At 34.6% G+C, this 20,180-nt stretch carries 18 protein-coding genes and 1 pseudogene; 10 read left to right on the plus strand and 9 right to left on the minus strand.

The window, feature by feature from the left end:
* Nucleotides 1-130: 130 nt before the first annotated feature.
* The 3 genes from ACWV26_RS12110 to ACWV26_RS12120 are packed head-to-tail and all read left to right on the plus strand — an operon-like array spanning nucleotide 131 to nucleotide 1,186.
* Entirely contained in the window at nucleotides 131-496 is a 366-nt protein-coding gene (locus ACWV26_RS12110; RefSeq protein ID WP_455894992.1) for a DUF2089 family protein, read from the plus strand.
* A gap of 11 nt (nucleotides 497-507) precedes the next feature.
* A complete protein-coding gene (locus tag ACWV26_RS12115; protein ID WP_455894993.1) occupies nucleotides 508-894 on the plus strand; it encodes an SHOCT-like domain-containing protein in 387 nt (128 codons plus the stop codon).
* A 10-nt stretch (nucleotides 895-904) separates the two neighbouring features.
* Complete coding sequence (locus ACWV26_RS12120) at nucleotides 905-1,186, plus strand: hypothetical protein (RefSeq protein WP_455894994.1); 282 nt, start codon at nucleotides 905-907, stop codon at nucleotides 1,184-1,186.
* 156 nt (nucleotides 1,187-1,342) lie between these two features.
* Here ACWV26_RS12120 and ACWV26_RS12125 read toward each other — a convergent pair whose 3' ends face one another.
* Complete coding sequence (locus ACWV26_RS12125) at nucleotides 1,343-1,699, minus strand: VOC family protein (protein WP_455894995.1); 357 nt, start codon at nucleotides 1,697-1,699, stop codon at nucleotides 1,343-1,345.
* A gap of 366 nt (nucleotides 1,700-2,065) precedes the next feature.
* On the opposite strand from ACWV26_RS12125, the gene ACWV26_RS12130 reads away from it, so the two are divergent.
* The 3 genes from ACWV26_RS12130 to ACWV26_RS12140 all read left to right on the plus strand — a co-directional run bounded on the left by ACWV26_RS12130 (nucleotide 2,066) and on the right by ACWV26_RS12140 (nucleotide 5,106).
* Nucleotides 2,066-2,938 (plus strand): DMT family transporter, encoded by an 873-nt coding sequence (locus ACWV26_RS12130; RefSeq protein WP_455894996.1) that lies wholly within the window; start codon nucleotides 2,066-2,068, stop codon nucleotides 2,936-2,938.
* 393 nt (nucleotides 2,939-3,331) lie between these two features.
* The gene (locus ACWV26_RS12135) at nucleotides 3,332-4,294 is read left to right on the plus strand and encodes a S8 family peptidase (protein ID WP_455894997.1); all 963 of its coding nucleotides are present in this window, start codon (nucleotides 3,332-3,334) and stop codon (nucleotides 4,292-4,294) included.
* Entirely contained in the window at nucleotides 4,294-5,106 is an 813-nt protein-coding gene (locus tag ACWV26_RS12140) for an endonuclease I family protein (protein ID WP_455894998.1), read from the plus strand. The genes ACWV26_RS12135 and ACWV26_RS12140 overlap by 1 nt, the downstream gene beginning before the upstream one ends.
* Before the next feature lie 186 nt (nucleotides 5,107-5,292).
* On the opposite strand, the gene ACWV26_RS12145 is transcribed toward ACWV26_RS12140, so the two are convergent.
* From ACWV26_RS12145 to gabT, 5 genes are all read right to left on the minus strand, one after another.
* Entirely contained in the window at nucleotides 5,293-6,870 is a 1,578-nt protein-coding gene (locus ACWV26_RS12145) for an FAD-dependent oxidoreductase (RefSeq protein ID WP_455894999.1), read from the minus strand.
* A gap of 320 nt (nucleotides 6,871-7,190) precedes the next feature.
* Entirely contained in the window at nucleotides 7,191-7,907 is a 717-nt protein-coding gene (locus tag ACWV26_RS12150; protein ID WP_455895000.1) for a hypothetical protein, read from the minus strand.
* Between the two features lie 380 nt (nucleotides 7,908-8,287).
* A complete protein-coding gene (locus ACWV26_RS12155) occupies nucleotides 8,288-8,746 on the minus strand; it encodes a CcdC protein domain-containing protein (RefSeq protein WP_455898245.1) in 459 nt (152 codons plus the stop codon).
* 552 nt (nucleotides 8,747-9,298) lie between these two features.
* Nucleotides 9,299-10,690: an NAD-dependent succinate-semialdehyde dehydrogenase gene (locus ACWV26_RS12160; protein ID WP_455895001.1), complete on the minus strand. Its 1,392-nt coding sequence runs from the start codon at nucleotides 10,688-10,690 to the stop codon at nucleotides 9,299-9,301.
* A 39-nt stretch (nucleotides 10,691-10,729) separates the two neighbouring features.
* Complete coding sequence (gene gabT / locus ACWV26_RS12165) at nucleotides 10,730-12,031, minus strand: 4-aminobutyrate--2-oxoglutarate transaminase (RefSeq protein ID WP_455895002.1); 1,302 nt, start codon at nucleotides 12,029-12,031, stop codon at nucleotides 10,730-10,732.
* 122 nt (nucleotides 12,032-12,153) lie between these two features.
* On the opposite strand from gabT, the gene gabR reads away from it, so the two are divergent.
* Nucleotides 12,154-13,569 carry a MocR-like transcriptional regulator GabR gene (gene gabR, locus ACWV26_RS12170; RefSeq protein ID WP_455895003.1) on the plus strand — a complete coding sequence of 472 codons (1,416 nt, stop codon included), beginning with the start codon at nucleotides 12,154-12,156 and terminating at the stop codon, nucleotides 13,567-13,569.
* A gap of 58 nt (nucleotides 13,570-13,627) precedes the next feature.
* On the opposite strand, the gene ACWV26_RS12175 is transcribed toward gabR, so the two are convergent.
* Complete coding sequence (locus tag ACWV26_RS12175) at nucleotides 13,628-15,046, minus strand: amino acid permease (protein ID WP_455895004.1); 1,419 nt, start codon at nucleotides 15,044-15,046, stop codon at nucleotides 13,628-13,630.
* A gap of 253 nt (nucleotides 15,047-15,299) precedes the next feature.
* Here ACWV26_RS12175 and ACWV26_RS12180 point away from each other — a divergent pair.
* Nucleotides 15,300-15,488 (plus strand): annotated as a pseudogene (locus ACWV26_RS12180) (aldehyde dehydrogenase family protein); the annotation flags it as partial.
* 198 nt (nucleotides 15,489-15,686) lie between these two features.
* Here the strand turns inward: ACWV26_RS12180 and ACWV26_RS12185 are convergent.
* Nucleotides 15,687-16,130 carry an N-acetyltransferase family protein gene (locus tag ACWV26_RS12185; protein WP_455895005.1) on the minus strand — a complete coding sequence of 148 codons (444 nt, stop codon included), beginning with the start codon at nucleotides 16,128-16,130 and terminating at the stop codon, nucleotides 15,687-15,689.
* A complete protein-coding gene (locus ACWV26_RS12190) occupies nucleotides 16,131-17,006 on the minus strand; it encodes a DMT family transporter (RefSeq protein ID WP_455895006.1) in 876 nt (291 codons plus the stop codon).
* A 392-nt stretch (nucleotides 17,007-17,398) separates the two neighbouring features.
* Between ACWV26_RS12190 and ACWV26_RS12195 the strand changes: the two genes are divergently transcribed.
* Together ACWV26_RS12195 and ACWV26_RS12200 are read left to right on the plus strand one after the other, a co-directional pair.
* The gene (locus ACWV26_RS12195) at nucleotides 17,399-18,109 is read left to right on the plus strand and encodes a VIT1/CCC1 transporter family protein (RefSeq protein WP_455895007.1); all 711 of its coding nucleotides are present in this window, start codon (nucleotides 17,399-17,401) and stop codon (nucleotides 18,107-18,109) included.
* A 679-nt stretch (nucleotides 18,110-18,788) separates the two neighbouring features.
* Entirely contained in the window at nucleotides 18,789-20,126 is a 1,338-nt protein-coding gene (locus ACWV26_RS12200) for a murein hydrolase activator EnvC family protein (RefSeq protein ID WP_455895008.1), read from the plus strand.
* The last annotated feature ends 54 nt before the right edge of the window (nucleotides 20,127-20,180 follow it).

Below are 20,180 nucleotides of genomic sequence, written 5' to 3' on the forward strand. Positions count from 1 at the left end.
AAATTTAATCAATAAAATTAATAATCAAATTAATATTTCTTATTTATTTTATTAAAAATTTTAATTTTGTTATTTATACTTTTAATTTCTTGTTATATAATCTGATTAACAAGAAGGAAGGTATTTCATTATGGCTTATAATTTAATCACCAATTGTCCTGTTTGCAATCAAACATTGAAAATTACAAAGCTGCAGTGCTCACATTGTCACACTACGATTGAAAATGAGTTTGAATTATCAAAGCTTGCATCTTTATCACAAGATCAGCTTCATTTTGTAGAAGTTTTTTTAACATGCAGAGGAAATATCAAAGAAGTTGAAAAGGAACTGGGCATCTCATATCCTACAGTTCGAGGCAAGCTAACAGACATCATTTCATCGCTTGGATATGAGCAAAAGAAGAAAAATGAAGTAGACGAGAAAAAAGTGATTACTATGTTGGAAAATGGCGAAATCACAACAGAAGAAGCCATTAAGCTCTTAAAAGAGGAATAGGAGGAATGATGATGAAAGAGGAAATTACGAGAGTATTAACAATGGTCCAAGAAGGGAAAATTGATGCGGATAAGGGATTAGAATTGATTGAGGTATTAAAAGAGAAAGAAGAAACGGGAAATACTTCTGAAAAACCAACTAAATATTTAGATAAAACATTAAAGGTTCGTGTTGTATCAGCCGAAAATGATAATGTTAAAGTCAATTTGCCTATAAAACTTGTCAAGGTCGTATTAATGGCTGGGCACAGCATCGCAACGAGTATTCCACAATCAGAAAAATATGTTAAAGACATAGACATAAACGTTATTATTGAAGCAATCGAAAACGAATTAGATGGCCAAATTGTTGATATTAAATCGGCAAACGGAGATACCGTTTCAGTCGTTATTGAGTAGTGATTTGCTTATGATGCATGTAAAAGTAAAAGCAAAAGGCATTCGCTTTATCATTCCAGTTCCATATGCAATTTTAAACATAGCTATTTCAGTCGTATCTTCAAAACTTTTTCATAAAAATATCAACAAATGGACAAAAGACTACTTCGAAAGAAAAAAACTAGACTTTACCTTCCCCCTAATAGACAAAAGAACGCTCAAGCCGATCGTTAAGGAGTTGAAAAGTTATAAGGGAATGGAGCTTGTCAATGTCAAAGCACAGGACGGGACTGAGGTTAAGGTGAGACTATAGTTTATACAGAGAATACAGAACAAAAAACAGTAGCATAAGTTCATTGTTTAAAAAAGAGTTGCTTCTACAATTAAATAGAAGCAACTCTTTTGATTAGCATAATGAGTACATGGAATGATTCACCAACGAATCTTTTTACTATAATAAGATTTGGATTCAAGATTGTTTTTCCCAAAGTTCAATCCATCTTCCATCTGGATCAGAAATCCAAATAAACGTTCCAAACTCACTTTTTTCAGGTTGTTTTAAAAGTGGGATTCCAATTTTATTGAAATGTTCTATATAAGCTTCTAAATTTTCCACTTGAAAATTTAGCATGACTGATTGTTCCTTTGGAAAATACTCATTGCTTTCTTCAAACAATGAAAAGATTATTTCGTTGTCAGCATCTGTCTTAAAAATGGTACCATTCCATTCTCCCATCGATATACCTAGCGTTTCTTTATACCAATTTTTTAATGAGACAACATCTTTTGTTCTCCAAAAAACTCCACCGAAACCTTTAATTTTCATACTCTTCGCCTCCTGTTTGATATTAATAAATTTTATTGTCAAGCAATCTGACCTAAGTATATCAGGATAAAGAGCTGACTCTATAACTTTTCGACCTGGCTGACAAGTTAGTCTACTTTAATGACTAATGCCATCATTCATTTTTCACCCCCTGTGATTAATGCCTTTGCCCTTATATCTTCTGAATTACATATCTATTCAAACTATTGGAATTGATTTAAACTAAATAAAAAAAAGATGGAGTGATCTTGCATGATGTATTCTCACTTATTTGAACTAGATGTTCCAACAATTCTTCTTCCTTAACGGTAGAAGAATTATTCTCCGTTAAGGGCATAGATATCTATGAAAAACGGAGGAAAAAACATGAGAAATAAAATAATTGGCGCCTTGTTTTTATCACTTGCTGCAAGTATTTGGGGCGGTATGTATGTTGTAGTTAAAGTAGTAGTTGATATTGTACCTCCTTTAGAACTTGTTTGGATTCGTTATGTGATTGCTGTCATTGCACTTGCCATTATTGGTGTTTTTATGAAGCAATCATGGAAAATAGCTAAAAAGAATTGGTTAATCATTTTTCTTGTTGGTTTAATTGGAAATACAATATCAATTGTCACCCAAGAAACAGGCACAATGTTATCTACTGCTCAAATGGGTGCTATAATTACAGCAACAACCCCTGCTTTTATGGTCATATTTGCCCGTTTTATTTTAAAAGAGAAGATAACAATTAAAAAATGTTTATCCATTTTGTTAGCAACAATTGGAGTTCTTGTAATTGTCGGAAATGGACAAATTGATGTTAAGCAACAATTAGGTGGATTCTCCTTATTAATCGCTGCCTTAACATGGGCGCTAATGTCTGTATTAGTAAAAAAAGTCCCTAGCCATTATTCACAAATTGTTGTAACAACATATTCATCATTGATTGCTGTTATTTTATTGACTCCACTTGTTTTACCAAAATTCAATGATTTGGACCTTTCGAACATTTTAGACCCTACAATTTCTGGAGGCTTATTGTATTTAGGTATTGTTTCAACAGCTGGTGGCTTTTTATTTTGGAATAAAGGCTTACAATTAATGAATGCTTCCAGTGGAGGCTTGTTTTTTTTCTTTCAGCCTATTGTTGGAACCTTTTTGGGTTGGTTATTGTTAGATGAAACAATTGGAATTACATTTTGGATAGGTACCATTTTAATTTTTAGTGGTGTTTTTATAGTCATTAAAGACGAATAATGTATTTAATAAGTGCGTTTCTATTTTATATAGAGATGCACTTTTTCCATTTTGATTATACAATCTGAAATTATTCAGATGACTTATAGGACAATACATTTTGAATTCCGACTTATAAAGAATCCTATTACAAGAATATTCCCAACGTATTGAACAGTTTCTCTATCAGTAACAATATTAATCTATAACTGTTCTCTTTTTTCCTACTAGTTTCGCAATGGTCCCTGATTTCGTGCGTGATTGATTACCAAATGCATATACTATTTTATTAATATTCTGATAATTCTGTAAAAAATACATCTATAGTAACTGTTCATATAAATTCTGAATTGTTAAACTATTAACAACTACCAAGAATACACTTAAAACTAAATTCTTTCAGGAGGGATACAGATGAAGCAAAAGTTACATTTAATTCCGTATGAAGTGAATGCAGTTGTAGAAACGGTGTCTGAGGTACCAAAAGGTATTGAACTTATTGCAGCTCCAAAAATCTGGGAGAAATCTAAAGGGAGAGGAATCACTGTTGCGATATTGGACACAGGCTGTGATGTCACCCATCCTGATTTAAGTGAGCGTATTATTGGCGGACGGAATTTCACTGGTGATGATAATGGAAATCCTGATGTTTACAACGATTATAGTGGCCATGGAACACATGTAGCCGGCACAATTGCTGCTACTCTTAACGGTTCAGGAGTAGTTGGTGTTGCACCTGAAGCAAACTTATTGATAATAAAGGTGCTTGATAAAAGTGGCTCAGGTCAATATGATTGGATCTTAAAAGGAATTAATTATGCTATTGAACAAAAGGTGGATATCCTCTCTATGAGCTTAGGTGGTTCTCAAGATGTAGTTGAGTTGCATCAAGCGATTCAAAACGCAGTCGCTAATCAAATTCTAGTAGTTTGTGCTGCTGGAAATGAGGGAGATGGACAGAGTTCTTCAGATGAATTTGCCTATCCTGGTTGCTACAATGAAGTCATAAGCGTTGGATCCGTTAATCTGCAACGCCATTCTTCTCAATTTTCAAATTCGAATAATGAAGTCGACTTAGTAGCTCCGGGTGAAGAAATCCTTTCTACCTATAAAAATGGAAAATATGCAACATTAAGTGGAACTTCTATGGCAACTCCGCATATATCCGGTGCACTTGCACTCATAAAATCGATTGCCAATAAGAACTTTGAGCGAAATCTGACAGAGGACGAGCTGTATGCACAATTAATAAAGAGAACCATTCCTTTAGGAAACTCACCAAAACTTGAGGGCAATGGATTGCTGTACTTAACTGTAGAGGAGTACTTATCAGAAGTGTTCACCCAAAAATTAGTTGCACAGGCGTTGGAAATATAATGGAAAAACTTGAATTATTAAATAATGAATGGGAAACGGCCAAAGCAGACTTTTTGAAATATAAGGAAAATCAACCCTATTATGATGAAAAGAAAGATACTGAAGTCAGGAATCAATACTATCAGAATATTTCCTTCACTGAAGCTAATATTTCTGAAAGCCTTCAGTCATTGCTTGAAAAAACACATACAGATCAATTAAACTACAGCCCGCACCGTTATGTGTACCCATGGGTTGATTTGCAGGAAAACAGTTCATTAAAAAGCCTTTATTCCGGAAATCGGATGGATCCACTCTCTGTCATAGAGAAAGACATTCGACTCCATGAAATGCAAGCAAAAGGGCTAATCGGCATCTTTTCTGATGATCAATTTAACTGTGAACATGTAGTACCTCAATCATGGTTTAATAAAAAAGAACCGATGAGAGGAGACTTGCATCACCTTTTTGCCTGTGAGCCTACTTGCAATAGCAGTCGCAGCAACTTTCCTTACTACGATTTCAACGATTATGTCCCTGAAGGAAGGATCTTAGGAATCAAAGATGGCTGTGGCAAGGCTGAAGAAAGTAAATTTGAACCAGAATACGGCAAAGGAATCGTTGCCAGAGCAACACTCTATTTCCTAGTTCGCTATCCAAACACGATAAAAAAAGAGTTAGTGAATGTTTCATTGTTGCTAAAATGGCATCAAACATTTCCGGTATCTATCTATGAAAAGCATCGTAACCTAGCGATTTATGAACTTCAAGGGAATCGGAATCCTTTTATTGATTTTCCAGAGATGGCAGAAAGTATTGTGACTTTAGAATAGAACTGATGTAGGCGCAAAAAGAGAGCAGCCATTCGGTAGCTCAAATTATAGATAAACGGCATCCGAATGTATTATTCGGATGCCGTTTGTCATTTTTATGTTTGTCTTGTTCAATTAAAGCATATGATGGTTGATTAAAAGGACTCGCTCGACAAAATTAACTACAATTAGTGGACTACTTTTAATTTAATAACCGGAGTCTTCCGATGTAAGATTGTCAATCATCTTATAATCATATTTTTGTAATGGTTTTTCCGCTGGACCTTCAACTACTTCACCGGTATACGAAAATCTAGATCCATGGCACGGGCAATCCCAAGTCCGCTCTCCGCTATTCCATTCAACTTCACATCCTATATGAGTACAAGTTGTGTCTACAATATGCAGTTTTCCTTCCGTATCCTTATAGGCACCCTTTCTTTCACCTTCAATGCTTATGATAGCCCCTGAATCGTTAGGTAACATACTTGGGTTAAGATTGGTCATTTGAAGTTTTCCTTTAATTAACTGAGAAACAACATTTGCGTTTTCAACGAAAAAGGTTTTTAGGCTAGGATTGACGTAAAATCTTGATGGTGTGTATAGTTTTTTAAATCTGTTTTTTTCACCCAATACAATGTCACTTAATAGAAGTGCAGCAGCAGTACCGTTCGTCATTCCCCATTTTCTATATCCTGTAGCAATCAATATATTTGGCTGACCAGAAGTAATTTCTCCGATATAAGGTACCTTATCCAGTGTTGTTAAATCTTGCGCGGACCAGCGATAAGGAATTTTTTCCAGTCCGAAGACTTGTTGGCCAAAGTTCTCCAGCGCTTCGTAGTGTTTCATAGTGTCTATTCCCTGGCCAGTTTTATGGCTTTCCCCAACAATAAGTACCATATCTTCTCCGTTAATCGTAACAGATCTAAGTGAACGTGTTGGTGTGTCTGCGCTAATGAAGATTCCACCCGGAAATTTACTTTTAGTCTTAGCTGCAAGAGCATAAGAGCGATTGGCATACATTCTCGTCGAATAAAGCCCAAGTCCCTCATAAAAAGGAAAGTGCGAACAAGCAAGAACACAATCTGCTGTAACTTTGGCCCCGTCTCGTGTAAGGACTGTTGGACTTGTGCCTGTATCTACATTTTCAGCTACTGTATTCTCAAAAATGAGCCCACCTTTTTCCGTAATATTTTGGACAAGATGCTTTAAGTATTTAAGTGGATGAAACTGCGCCTGATTTTTCATAATTAGCGCATTTTCAACTTTTATATCTAAGGGAATGGTATCAACTAGTTCTCCATCAATATTAAGCCTCTCATATGCCTTCAACTCCTTTTGAATCTTTTCTTTATATTCGTCCGTGGTTGAATACATATATGCATCCTGTGTACTAAAGTCACAGTCAATTTGATGCTGGTCGATTGTTTTTTTTATAAAGTTTAAGGCTTCCATATTGGCTTCATAATATAACCTTGCTTTATTTATTCCCATTTTATTTATCAACTCATCATATATTAAATCATGTTGGGCGGTAATCTTTGCAGTGGTATGTCCTGTTGTTCCATTCAATAATTTGTTTGCCTCCACTATGGCAACCTTCACTCCCTTATTTACCAAGAGATAGGCAGCTGTTATACCGGTAATTCCCCCACCTACAATGACAACATCAACTTGAATATCAGAATCCAGCTTAGGAAACTCCGGCAAATCCGTTGAGTCTGTCCAAAAAGATTTGGGGGTTTCCGGTAAATCTCCCCCTACATAATCTTTGTTCTTCATCATACATCCTCCATTCAGTACATTCGTAATAGTAGTAGTATAGCCATTCCCCATTCAGCTATACCCTTCCTTATAAAATAGGCTTCATTACTTTTTTGGAAGGGGGGGTGGATGAAGCACCCATCCCCATATAAAAAAAAATATTTAGTGTGCGGAGAAAAAAAGTGCAGATAGCCAACAAGGTTGTATGGGACCTTATTCGGAGTAAAGAAAAAAGCCCGATTTCTCAAAATGGATGGCGAGAAATTGAGCTTTTTATTTTTGTAATCGCGTTAATGTTGTTAATCTCCTGACGGTATCCGTGTATCATCAAAATCAATTTAAAGACTTAATTTTAGAGAATTAATCTCCTCAACTATTTTCATTGGTTCGTCAGCCCTAAATACAACAGTTTTAACATATTTTTTTCTGCCATACGAACTTTTCACTATAGTAGGTTCTTTTAATAGAATTTCATACTGTGGAGAATCCATATTTAACATTGCAAAGTACGTTTCTTTAGATACTTTCTCCCCAATTCCACCTTGTTTTTTAGCAGTTTGTATACTTTCAATATTTTTAATATCTAGTTCGATACTACTCTGATATCCAAAGCGAATAATGAGCTTATCAAAATAAATAATATGAGGCAGTAATCTTACAGAATTGTATAATCCTATCATATAAAGAAAGGCATAAATATTCAGTATTGTAAAAATCCAAGCAACCATGTCACTCCAAATCTGAATAAGAAAATGAAAGAATATCCCTTCCAACGTAATTAGGGTTGAAAATACGATTACAATCGTCTTTATTTGTGATGTTTTATGATAATAATAGACTTTTTTATTTTCAATCACGGTTGGCTTCCTGAACCATGCCACTATTGAATAATAGAAAACACTTAGTTCTATTAATATCAGCTCTAAAAGAAAAACATTTCTCAATTTAGGTGCAAGGGTTATTCTCATTATTTCTAGAAAATCATTTTCCTTACTTTTATTGTTTTCCTTATAACGGATTATGATTTTAATAATACTATATACAACTACAATCACGATGCTAACTTCCAAAACAGGTATAAGCCAAAATAAAATTTGATCAAATAAGCCCTTATGAGAAGTAGGGATTATTAAATAGGAAGCTCCCAAACAAACAATAAAAGATAGATAGACTAGTAATGTTGGCATTGAACTTGGGCGTATCAATAACCAATAGATGCCCGTTGGTGGAAGAATTATTAGATTTAATATTAATAAAATAACTGCAACGTTGTTAATATTATTCATTCGTAAGATAAAGTAACTTCCTCCCATTAAACTACTTAGGAGTAATATAAGTAAAATTGGGACAAAGGACTTTTTTATGATCAACAACTCCCTAAATAATTTCATTACCTTTTATCAAGTTCCACACCATAAACTCTATCATTTCGTTTTTACGTAGCTATATGTGTGTTATAAACCTTTTTGAATTTCGTATAACTTATAATTCTCCATAATCCAACATAAACAAACAAAGAAATGATAGATAGAGCATTTAATGTCAAAGCATCAATTCCTGGTAAATAGTATTTAACTAATTGTCGGATAATAAATATTGAGATTAAAGCAATCACAAAACCTATGCTCTTTTTTGCATATATATTCCCATCCTCTCGAATCTCATAACTTGTTGTATAAATCAATGGAACAGAAAAGATGATACCAAATATCACAGAGACCACTATTTCAATTGAAGTCATGTGTACGGATGGTTGAATCACCACAGAAAAGGCAGGTGACATATAGAGCAGCGGCAACAAAATTCGCAAACCAGAACCTTTAATTGGTCGGACCATCGCTCTTGTACGCCTCCAAAGGATTAATCCAAAGATAACAAGTAAAAATGCGTACATTCCAAATTGCACGTTTATTATTCACTCCTTCTCATATAATTAATTTTAATCGAAATGATTATTGATAATAAATACTCCTATCAATTTGATTTATTCATTCCATTAGATTTTTGATTTGAGTATTTAAATATTCAATGAACTAAGGCAGAATTCCTCTTTGTATCTATCTTGTTGTAACATTTTCTTATTAATCTATACTGGCCGGATTGTTCAAATACATTTTCTTCATTTGCCGATTAACAGTTTATGTTCTATCTCTTATGTTGTTTAAACGGTGACTATCTTTTTGGAAAATTCATTTATAATAAAACATGTAATAAATGTAACAGTTGCAACGATTATTGCGGAAACTAATCCAATAGCCCTCATAAAGTAGCCTCAACTGGGTAGGAATGTTTTAATGTCAGTAATCAATAAACTAACATAATTATCAAAAATATATAAAGCCTAATACCCCATTAAAAACAGGGCATTAGGCTTTTTAAACTATTCAATAATTAAAGTTTTTCGCTTATTTCTAAGCAGGATTTGTATGAGACCTTTAAATTCTCTTTATAAATTACCAATTGATAAATATTTTGTTTCCAAGTAAGGCTCAATACCTTCGATTCCACCTTCGCGGCCCAATCCACTTTCTTTCATACCCCCAAATGGGATATGAGCACCGGATGGGGCACCGTCATTCCAGCCGATAATACCAAAATCTAAATGATCATGTAGGTAAGTACCTGTTTTGTAATTATTAGTGAAGAAATATGCAGCAAGTCCAAATGGAGTATTATTTGCAATTTCAACAGCTTCTTCAAGGGTTTTGAAGGTAACGATAGGAGCTACAGGCCCAAAAGTTTCTTCCTGCATGATTACCATATCATCCGTAACATTTGTCAAGACAGTAGGATAAACAAAGAAATAGCCCTGTTCTTTATCGGCAATATATTGATTTCCCGCTCGTACTTCTGCTCCTTTATCAACTGCATCTTTAATTTGGGCTACGATTTTGTCGTACCCTTTTTCATTGATAATCGGTCCGACTTGTGTTTCTTCATCAAGTCCATTCCCCACTTTTAATTTGCTGGCTTCATCCGCTAATTTTTGTGAAAAAGCTTCGGCAATATTTTCATGAACAATAATGCGGTTCGCGCATACACATGTTTGTCCGGCATTTCTAAATTTAGTCATGATCGTTTGCTTTACAGCAAAATCAAGATCAGCATCTTCAGCTACTATGAGAGGGGCATGCCCGCCTAATTCCATTGTTACATGCTTTACAGTGTCGGCACTTTCCTTTATTAATAACTTTCCAACAGGAGTAGAGCCAGTAAAAGTAATTTTCCGAATATACTTACTGCTTGTGAATATTTTCCCTACTGAAGAGCCTGACCCATTTACACACTGGATGACATCTGTTGGGATACCAGCTTCATGTGCAAGTTCTACTAATCGAATAGTGGTTAAAGGTGTTTCGACAGCGGGTTTTACGATAAACGGACAGCCAGCAGCTAATGCAGGTGCTGCTTTTCTTGTCATCATCGCAGCGGGAAAATTCCAGGGCGTAATTGCCGCCACAAGTCCTATAGGTTGTTTGCTAACGACGATTCGCTTATCATTCGTTGATGCAGGGACGGTACGCCCATATATTCTCTTTGCTTCTTCTGCATACCAATCAATGTAACTTGTTGCATAATCAACTTCGCCTAAAGATTCGCGCAAAGGCTTTCCGTTTTCTAGAGTCATGATTTCAGCTATTTCTTCTTTATGGTCCTGTATGATTTGTGACCACCTTGTTAAAAACCGAGAACGCTCATGAGCAGAGATTTTTGCCCATTTTTTAAAACTTTCATGCCCTGCTTTTATGGCTTGATTAATTTCTTCTTCAGAATTAATTCTTATTTCTTTGACAACTTGTCCTGTAGCTGGGTTTTTGACTAGTAATGCATTATTCATATTTGTCCTCCTTTATATGTTTGGTATCATGTCCAAAAATTATTGGAATGCATTTTCCAGTATAGCTAAACCTTTTGCTAATTCATCGTCCGTAATAACTAATGGAGCTAAAAATCGAATGACATTGCTTTTTATCCCAGCAGTGAGAAGTAATAGGCCATTATCATTCGCATACTTTGCGATTTCTGATGTTTTGGCTTTATTTGGACGTTTACTTTGTCGGTCTTCAACAATCTCGCAAGCAACCATTGCACCTAAACGGCGAATATCTCCAATTTCTTCATGTTCTTTTGCTAATTCCTTCAGCTTTACTTCAATTTTTTGACCCATCAATTCTGCTTTTTCTATTAGATTTTCTTCTTTTATAACATCAATAACAGCCAATGCTGCAGCACATGCAACAGGGCTTCCTGCATAAGTTCCACCTAGTTCACCCGGTTCAGCAACATTTAGAATTTCAGTTTTCCCTACGACTCCACTTAACGGTAGTCCAGCAGCCAATGACTTAGAAACTGTCACTAAATCTGGTACGATATCAAAATGTTCAATCGCAAATAATTTACCTGTACGGCCAAAGCCAGTTTGAATTTCATCTGCTACAAAAACAATTCCATGTTCCTTACAAAACTCGCTTACAGCTTGGACAAACTTTTTAGGAGGAATAATAAAACCCCCTTCACCTTGTACAGGCTCCATCACAACACATGCAACCATTTCAGGAGCAACAGTTGCTATAAAGAAATCTTTGAAATCCTCAATCACTTGGTCAATGTAAGATTCATCCGTCATCCCTGCAGGTTTGTGGTACATATTAGGAAATGGAGCTTGATAAATTTCAGGTGAAAATGGACCAAATCCAAACTTATAAGGTTTAACTTTACTTGTCATTGCCATCGTTAAATTAGTTCTACCATGATAACCACGCACAAATGAAACAACAGCTGGTCTCTTTGTAAACCGGCGTGAAATTTTAATGGCATTTTCAACTGCTTCGGCGCCAGAATTAAAGAAAATAGCCTGTTTATCAAAATCTCCAGGTGTGATTTCACATAATTTTTCAGCTAGATTGATATATCCGTCATACATCATAACATTAAAACCCGGATGTAGAAATTTATCTACTTGATTTTTTACAGCCTCCGTTACCTTTGGATGGCTATGACCCACATTCAGCGTACCAATTGCACCAGCAAAATCTATCCATTCTTTTCCTTCAATATCTATAACAGTGGCCCCAAATGCATGATCTGCAAAATTTAAGTTGCCATTACTTACTCCTTTAGGAACATATTTTTTTCTCTTTTCTTGCAAATCTTTCGTAATTGAATATGAAACTGTCATCTCAAGCCCACCCTTATCTGAATATTTAGATTACATGTTTATAATATAGTTAATTCCTGATATAATGAAAAGTACCAAAATGAAAAAAGCTTAGGTACCAGATGAATCGAGGATGGGTGAATATGCTACTATCGATAGATAAGAATATGGATTCTAATTATATTTATAAGCAAATCTATGAAGGGATTAAAGAAAAGATTTTAAATAAACACTTTCAGTCGAATGAAAAATTGCCTTCTAAAAGAGTACTGGCCGATCAGTTAAAAGTCAGTGTAAATTCGGTTTCTAACGCGTATGAACAGCTACTAGCAGAAGGATACATTTATACAATTGTAAGAAAAGGGTACTATGTAGAAAACATTACTCAATTTATTGAAAATGAGGGCTTTGTTAAAAACGAATTACCTGAAGATTTAAAAGAGGCACTGATTAGTAGAGAAGGATGGCTTTCATTGTCACATATGACATCAGATATTTCGAACTTTCCTTTTAAAGAATGGAGAAAATGCCAACAACAAGCAATTCAAAAGTTTAAGAGAGAGTTGTCGGAAATTACTCATTCTCAAGGCCCATATATTGTAAGAAAGACTATCTGCCGTATGATTGCCTTATCGCGAGGAGTAAATTGTGAACCCGAACAAATCATTATTGGAGCAGGTACCCAGCTATTAGTACGACAACTAATGTCATTACAAAATAATGCCAGCATTATCGCTATGGAAAATCCAGGATATGCCCGTAATTATAATCTATTAAGGAACATGAATTTTAACGTTCAACCAATACCATTAGATGAGCAAGGTATTAACATGGGTGAAATAGAATCTTCAAAAGCAAATTTTGTCTTTGTGACACCTTCTCACCAATTCCCTACAGGAAAAATTATGCCCATTTCTAGACGCATAGAGTTATTAAATTGGGCTGCACAATCTGATGACAGATACATCGTGGAAGATGATTATGACAGTGAGTTTAAATATGAAACTGACAATATTCCTTCCCTGCAAAGTTTGGACCGAAATCATCGAGTCATTTATATCGGAACATTTTCGAAAACCATGCTGCCGGGCATGCGGGTCAGCTATATGGTATTACCACCTGAACTATTAAGGGAATATCGTCGGCATTATGATGATTTAATGCAATCTAGCAATTCCCTAGTTTTATACACACTACATTTTTTTATCGAGAACGGCGAATACTCAAAACATTTAAAAAGAATGAATCATCAATATGAAACTCGCAGAATAACCTTAATCAAGCAGTTAAAAATGCGTTTTAAAAGTAATATTCAAATTGAAGATATTCCCGCAGGTCTCCATTTTCTAGCACATTTTCGCTCTGAAAAAAGTTATGAAGAAATTGAAGAAAGAGCAGCTAACATGAAGCTTGAAGTCTATTCTATGAGACGATTTATGCTGCCAAATGATAACAAAAGGGATCATCAAATTGATTTAGTATTGGGATTTGCCAATATTAGTGGTGATAAAATTTCTGAAGCAGTGAATCGATTATATCAAGTTTTTTACGGGGAGTAGATTAAGTGTAAGAAAAGGTCACCAATTATATTGGTGACCTTTTTTATAGTAATGCTTTTTATACATTATCATTTATATAATCTTTAGCATGGTGTATTTCCTTACTACTTTCAACAACATGTTCTACCTTTTTCCGATTTGATAGGAAGTATGAAGAAACTACCAAAGCTGTGATTAGCATTGTTAAGAAGAACTGAGAGCGCATTGAATCAATGAATGCCATAGCAATCAAGATAATAATCATAGCGGCAATGATGATGTAGGTTAAATATGGAAACAGCCACATTTTCATACCCAGTGCTTCCGGATTTTCTTTCTCATATCTTCTTCTTAGTCTAAAGTGAGAGACAGCGATGACGATATAGACAAGCAAAGCTATTGCCCCAGACGCATTTACCAAAAAGACGAAAAGTTTATCTGGAGACACAAAACTGAAAATCGCGCATATATAAGCTGCAATGGTGCTCAGTAAAACAGCCGGCACCGGTACGCCTTTTTTACTTACTTTTAATAAAAACTTCGGAGCATCTCCACGTTTTGCAAGAGAAAACAGCATGCGTGAATTTGTATATAAGGCAGAATTTAAACAAGAAAGTACAGCAACTAAAACTACTACATTCATAATTTGTGCTGCACCATTAATTCCGACCATTTCTAACATTGTTACATAAGGGCTTTTTAATAGATCTGCTGCATTCCAAGGAAGTAACATAACGAGAATAGAAACTGAACCTATATAGAACAATAGAATTCGAACAACAACACTGTTTATAGCCTTGACAATTGACTTTTGGGGATTTTCTGTTTCACCTGCTGCGATTGCAGCAATTTCAGAACCGAAAAATGAAAAGATAACAGTGATGATTCCAATAAAAATAGAAGAGATACCATTTGGCAAGAATCCGCCATGCTCTGTAAGATTGGCTAATCCCGGTGATTTAATATTTGGGAAAAATCCAAATAGAATGGCTAGTCCAATGCACATAAATACGACAATCGCGACAACTTTAATCATTGAGAACCAATATTCAAATTCACCGAAAGATTTCACTGAGTAAACATTTGTTAAAGTAAGCAGCAAGGTCAACACTAAGCTGATTGCCCATATTGGTAGTGATGGGAACCAGCCATGAACGATTGCCCCACCTGCTGTTGCCTCGATAGCAATAACAATAACCCAGAAAAACCAATACAGCCATCCAATTGTATATCCTGCCCAAGGACCTATTGCTTCTCTTGCATAGGTAGCGAAAGAGCCACTGTCCGGATTGACAATTGCCATCTCACCAAGCATTCGCATTAAAAAAATAACAAGCAAGCCGGCAATTCCATATGAGAGAACAGCGCCCGGTCCTGTTGTATTGACAACAGCACCACTTCCAACGAACAAACCTGCTCCGATAATCCCGCCGATTGAAATCATGGTAATATGCCTTGTTTTTAATGTTTTCTGCAGTTCATTTCCTTTTTGCTCCATACTGAAACCCCCTATGTATTTTTTAAAATTATTTCTAAGTTGCTCATCCCCATTTTTTAATTCTTACTGACTAGATTTATACTACAAACTTAAAGTACATCTAGTTTATTAAATTTTATGATAATTTACTATATAATGAAAAGTACCAGAAATAGAGCAAAAATGGTACCAGTTTAAGAAAATAAACGATATATAAGCAACTTTCGCAATCTAGTTCTTTTGATTGCGATGTAGTGGAAGAACACTTCAGACAACTGTACCTATTCTTTCATTTGATGATGAATAAGTTATTGAATTACAAAACTAAAGCATCTTTGGTTTAACAAGATCAGTATGTGGCGAAGAAGAACATGCCATTAAAGTAGCACGACTTATCGAAGCTAGTACAACGATGATTAACACTGTCACAGTTCAAGGGTTAGACCTTCGCTTCTCATGGGGGAGTTAGTTGGAGTTACCTAACATCCCGGAATAAAAGAGTAAGTTTAATCAAAAGAAAAAAGTAAAATTTATTTTAATCAAAAGAAAAGAGCATTAATCCTCCTTGGATTAATGCTTTTTTGTTTAAATTAATTGATTTTATCTTTTTTAATAACGGTGTTTTCATGACTGAATGCACCAAAGAACTGTACACTGGTAACTAAACCAAACTTAATTCATAATGATAAAATTGCGAATCCCGTTCATATCCATTTTTCTCATATAACCTTTGAGCATCATGATTATCTGGTGCTGTTTCCAAAATAATACTTTTAGCACCTGTTTCAATAGCATAATTTTTAGCTTTATTTAAGAGCATTTCTCCTAACCCTCTTTTTCTAAATCCAGGATCTATGTACATATCATTTAGTACCCATGCTTTTTTCATAGATATAGATGAAAACGTAGGATAGAGTTGAGTAAAACCTGCATATTCATTTTGATCTTTCACAACGAATATAACAGAATCATTATTTTCTAAACGATGTTTTATATACGTTTTAGCACCTTCCAAATCTGATGTTTGCTGATAAAAAATACGATACAAATTAAATAACTTTGAAACTCCTTCTAAATCTTCTATGGTAGCTTTGTAGATTTCCATTTATGTTCCTCCTAATTTATTCGATTGAAAATTCCCATTCACTAGATAAATACCTACTATAATGAACAATCCTCCGACGATAAGAGATGGGTATAATTTTTCTCCTAAAAGTAACCACCCACTTAATACACCAAAGAAAGGTGCCAAAAATAAAAAAGCACTTGTTTTTCCTGGATCCCCTTTTTGCAACAGATAGTACCAAACAGCAAATTGAACAATCGAAGACATAATGCTTAACCATATTAAAATAAGGTAGGAATGACTGTTTGCAATAAAAAACGGTTTTTCAAGTACAAAACTACAGAGTAAAAGAATGATACCGCCAAAAAACATTTGATAGGCTGATAGAACCCAGGTATCAAACTCCTCTCCCCACTTTTTCGTAAGTAATGTGGCAATTGCCCAGAATATAGCTGAAAGAATGCCATATACGACGCCACTCTTTAGTTCAATTTTCGCCCCCAATGTAATGCTAACGCCCACTATTCCTAAAATAACACCCAACCATTGATAGAATTTATAACGTGTTTTAAAGTAAATACTTCCGAATACTACGACAAGTAATGGATTTGTAAATGTCAGTATAGACGATTCGCTAGCTGTAATGGTACGTAAACTCAAAAAAATACATCCCATTACTCCTGCTGTTTGAAAAGCACCAATTACAAACATTTTAATCCAGTTTTCTTTAGTCTTTGGGTGTGGCCTTTTAAAAAAGAAGACCAGTAACCCCATGATGATTCCAGCAAGCAAGAAGCGCAATGCTGCTAATAATAATGGGGATGCATAGGGTAAACCAAATTTCACAACTGAAAAAGATGACCCCATCAAAAATGTTGTTAATACAACCAATAGAATGAACTTGAAAAAATTCAATTTCTCCCCTCCCCTGTTTATTATAACAACTAATTTTTGGAAAATCGCTATTGATTTTCTTACACATTATAAGCATTTCTAAAACTAATCCACCTATTTACGAACGTCTTCATTTTGCTTGAGCAATTTACCAACGTTTCCAAGCAGGCTCAAAATAGTTCATAGAGAATTCCATCTGAAAATCCATCACCTAGTTTTTTATAAACATACCTCATGCAAAGTAGGAAAAAGCCTTCGACAAAGAAAGACAGATAGTTATCCATTATTTTTTTCGTATGCTATCATAAGTATTAATTTATAAAAGGTGCTATTCAATAGAAAAAATCAAATATCATTTAATGAGGATTGATTATACTTTATATGATCCATTAATCTGTTAAAAGGAGATTTTTATGCCAGAGATACAAAAGGATAATACAAAACATGTTGAACAGCATTTTATGGCATCTGATCTAATACGTGATATTGTAATAGGTATGTCTGATGGATTGACAGTTCCGTTTGCACTCGCTGCAGGTCTATCTGGTAGCATTTCAAATGCAAGTTTAGTTGTAGTAGCAGGTGTTGCGGAAATTGCTGCAGGATCAATTGCAATGGGACTTGGTGGCTATCTTGCTGCACGTACAGATGAGGAGCATTATGCATCAGAACTTGATCGGGAAAGAAGAGAGATTGTGGAATTGCCTGATCGAGAACGAGAAGAAGTAGCTGAGATAATGCGTGAATGGAATATTCCAGACTCCGCAATCAAAGAAGCAGTTGATGCAATGACCAAAGATCCAGAAAAATGGGCAGATTTCATGATGAAGTACGAACTTGGACTCGAGAAGCCAGAACCAAAGCGTGCATTAACTAGCTCTGCTACGATTGGTTTTTCCTATATAATTGGAGGTCTTATTCCTTTATCCCCTTATATGATCGTTTCAAATGCTAACTCCGCCTTACTTCTTTCTGTAATTATGACACTCATCGCATTGTTTATTTTTGGATTTATTAAAGGTAAGTTCACAGGGTCGAAACCATTTAAAAGTGCTTTCCAAACAACATTGGTTGGTGGCATAGCTGCAGGTATTGCCTTTTTAATTGCAAGATTAATTTCGTAATATTTTCACCAAATAATAGATTTGGGCATGTAAGGTAATATGACTTATGTGCTTTTTTATTTTCCCTAAAAATGGAATTGCACGGATTATATACAGAATTCTCATCATCAAAAGTTACAATAATCTTCCTGTAAGTAACATGTCTGAAATTATTCATTACCCATTACCATCGAATAGAATCCACATGCTTGAACCTTGGTAATTGACGAATACAAGACCATAAGTAGATTGGATTATTCCACAACCTAAAAACCAAATAATACAAATAATACATTTTCGATAAAATTCAACAAGATATGAAACAAAACTGTAATGATAGACAATAGATATAAAAGATATAATGAATTTTGTGAAAAAAGAAGATTTCATCTTTGAAAACCACTGTGGAAAGTAAGTAATTTAGATAAATGAATCTTTAAATAAAATTATACATAGCGAAGAAAGAGCAATTTCAGGTGGAATTTTAGTCCTTGGTGTGAAGTAAAACGAAATTATAATTATTTACTACTTCAACCTTTTTAGACTGGAAGGTATCTTATTCGCAAATCTACATAGTACATTGCATTCAAAATCGGAGAGACAAGATAGATTGGTTATATTAATACTAATTATTTGAGTATCTCTAAAGTTTTATATGTGTACGCTTAAAAGTTTAATAATTTACGAGGTGGGTTACTAATTGAAAACACAATCAAATTTAAGCAAAATAATTGCAGCAACATTAGCGTTAACTGTAGCCATTCCATCAGTTAGTGCCGGGGCACAATCTTTGGATGATTTAAAAACACAACAACAAGAAGTAAATCAAAAAAAATCTGATTTATCTTCTACTATTAAACAAAAATCTTCATCCATTAATCATAACCAAACAAAAATTAATGGATTTATGAACCAAATTAAGAAATTAGATTCGAAAATCAATAGTACGGATCAAAAAATTAATAAAATTCTAGCAGAGATTGAATCTACTACTAGTGAAATAGAGGAATTAAACAAATCAATTGCAAAATTAGAAAAGAACATAGAAGAACGTGATGCTTTATTAAAAGATAGAGCTCGTTCTATTCAAGAAAGTGGCGGCTCTATTAGTTACGTCGATGTATTGTTAGGTGCAAATAGTTTTGTTGATTTTATAGACAGAATATCTGCTGTTAATACATTAATAGATGCTGACCGAGATATTATAACTGCACAAATGAATGATAAAAAGAAACTTGAAGAACAACAAAATGAACTGAAACAAAAACTACTTAAACAACAAGAAAACCGTAATCAATTAGAGGCTTTGCGAAATTCACTTGATACTCAAAAGAAAAGCAAAAATAAATTGATTGATAACTTAGAAGCAGAACAAGCAAAGCTTGTATCCGATAAAAAATTGGCCGAAAAAGAATATTCAGAAGCACTTTCAATTAGCAACAAAGTTCAAGCAAGTATTGAAAAAGAACAAGCGCGTTTAGCAGAAGTTGCTCGTCAAAAAGCTGAAGAAGCGCGTCAAGCCGAAGCAGCCCGTCAAAAAACTGAGGTAAAACAAAGTCATGCAAATACCGCTAAAACAACTTCCGTTTCAAAACCAAACCAATCAACTAATACGCCAAATGTTTCTAGTGGTACTTGGACAAGACCTACAACCGGTACAATAACTTCTAACTCCGGTGTCCGTGATATTGGTGCAGGTGCTGAAGTCCATTACGGAACTGACATTGCAAATGCACAAGGTACACCAATCGTTGCTGCTGCAGATGGTGTTGTATTCCGTGCTAGCCCATTATCTACATATGGGAATGTAATTATGATTACCCATTCAATTGGAGGTCAAACATGGACAACAGTCTATGCTCATTTAAGTGGCTATAATACGAGTGTTGGACAATCTGTTAAAAAAGGTCAACTAATTGGCTATATGGGATCTACAGGACGTTCAACTGGCAGTCATTTGCATTTTGAAATGCATAATACTCCTTGGCAAGGCCAAAAAGTTGGTTTAGTAAATCCTTTACGTTATATTTCATTCTAATTATTAAAAGAGGTCATAATAGAGTAATAATTTACTTTATTATGACCTCTTTAC

This window comes from Rummeliibacillus sp. JY-2-4R (assembly GCF_053847205.1).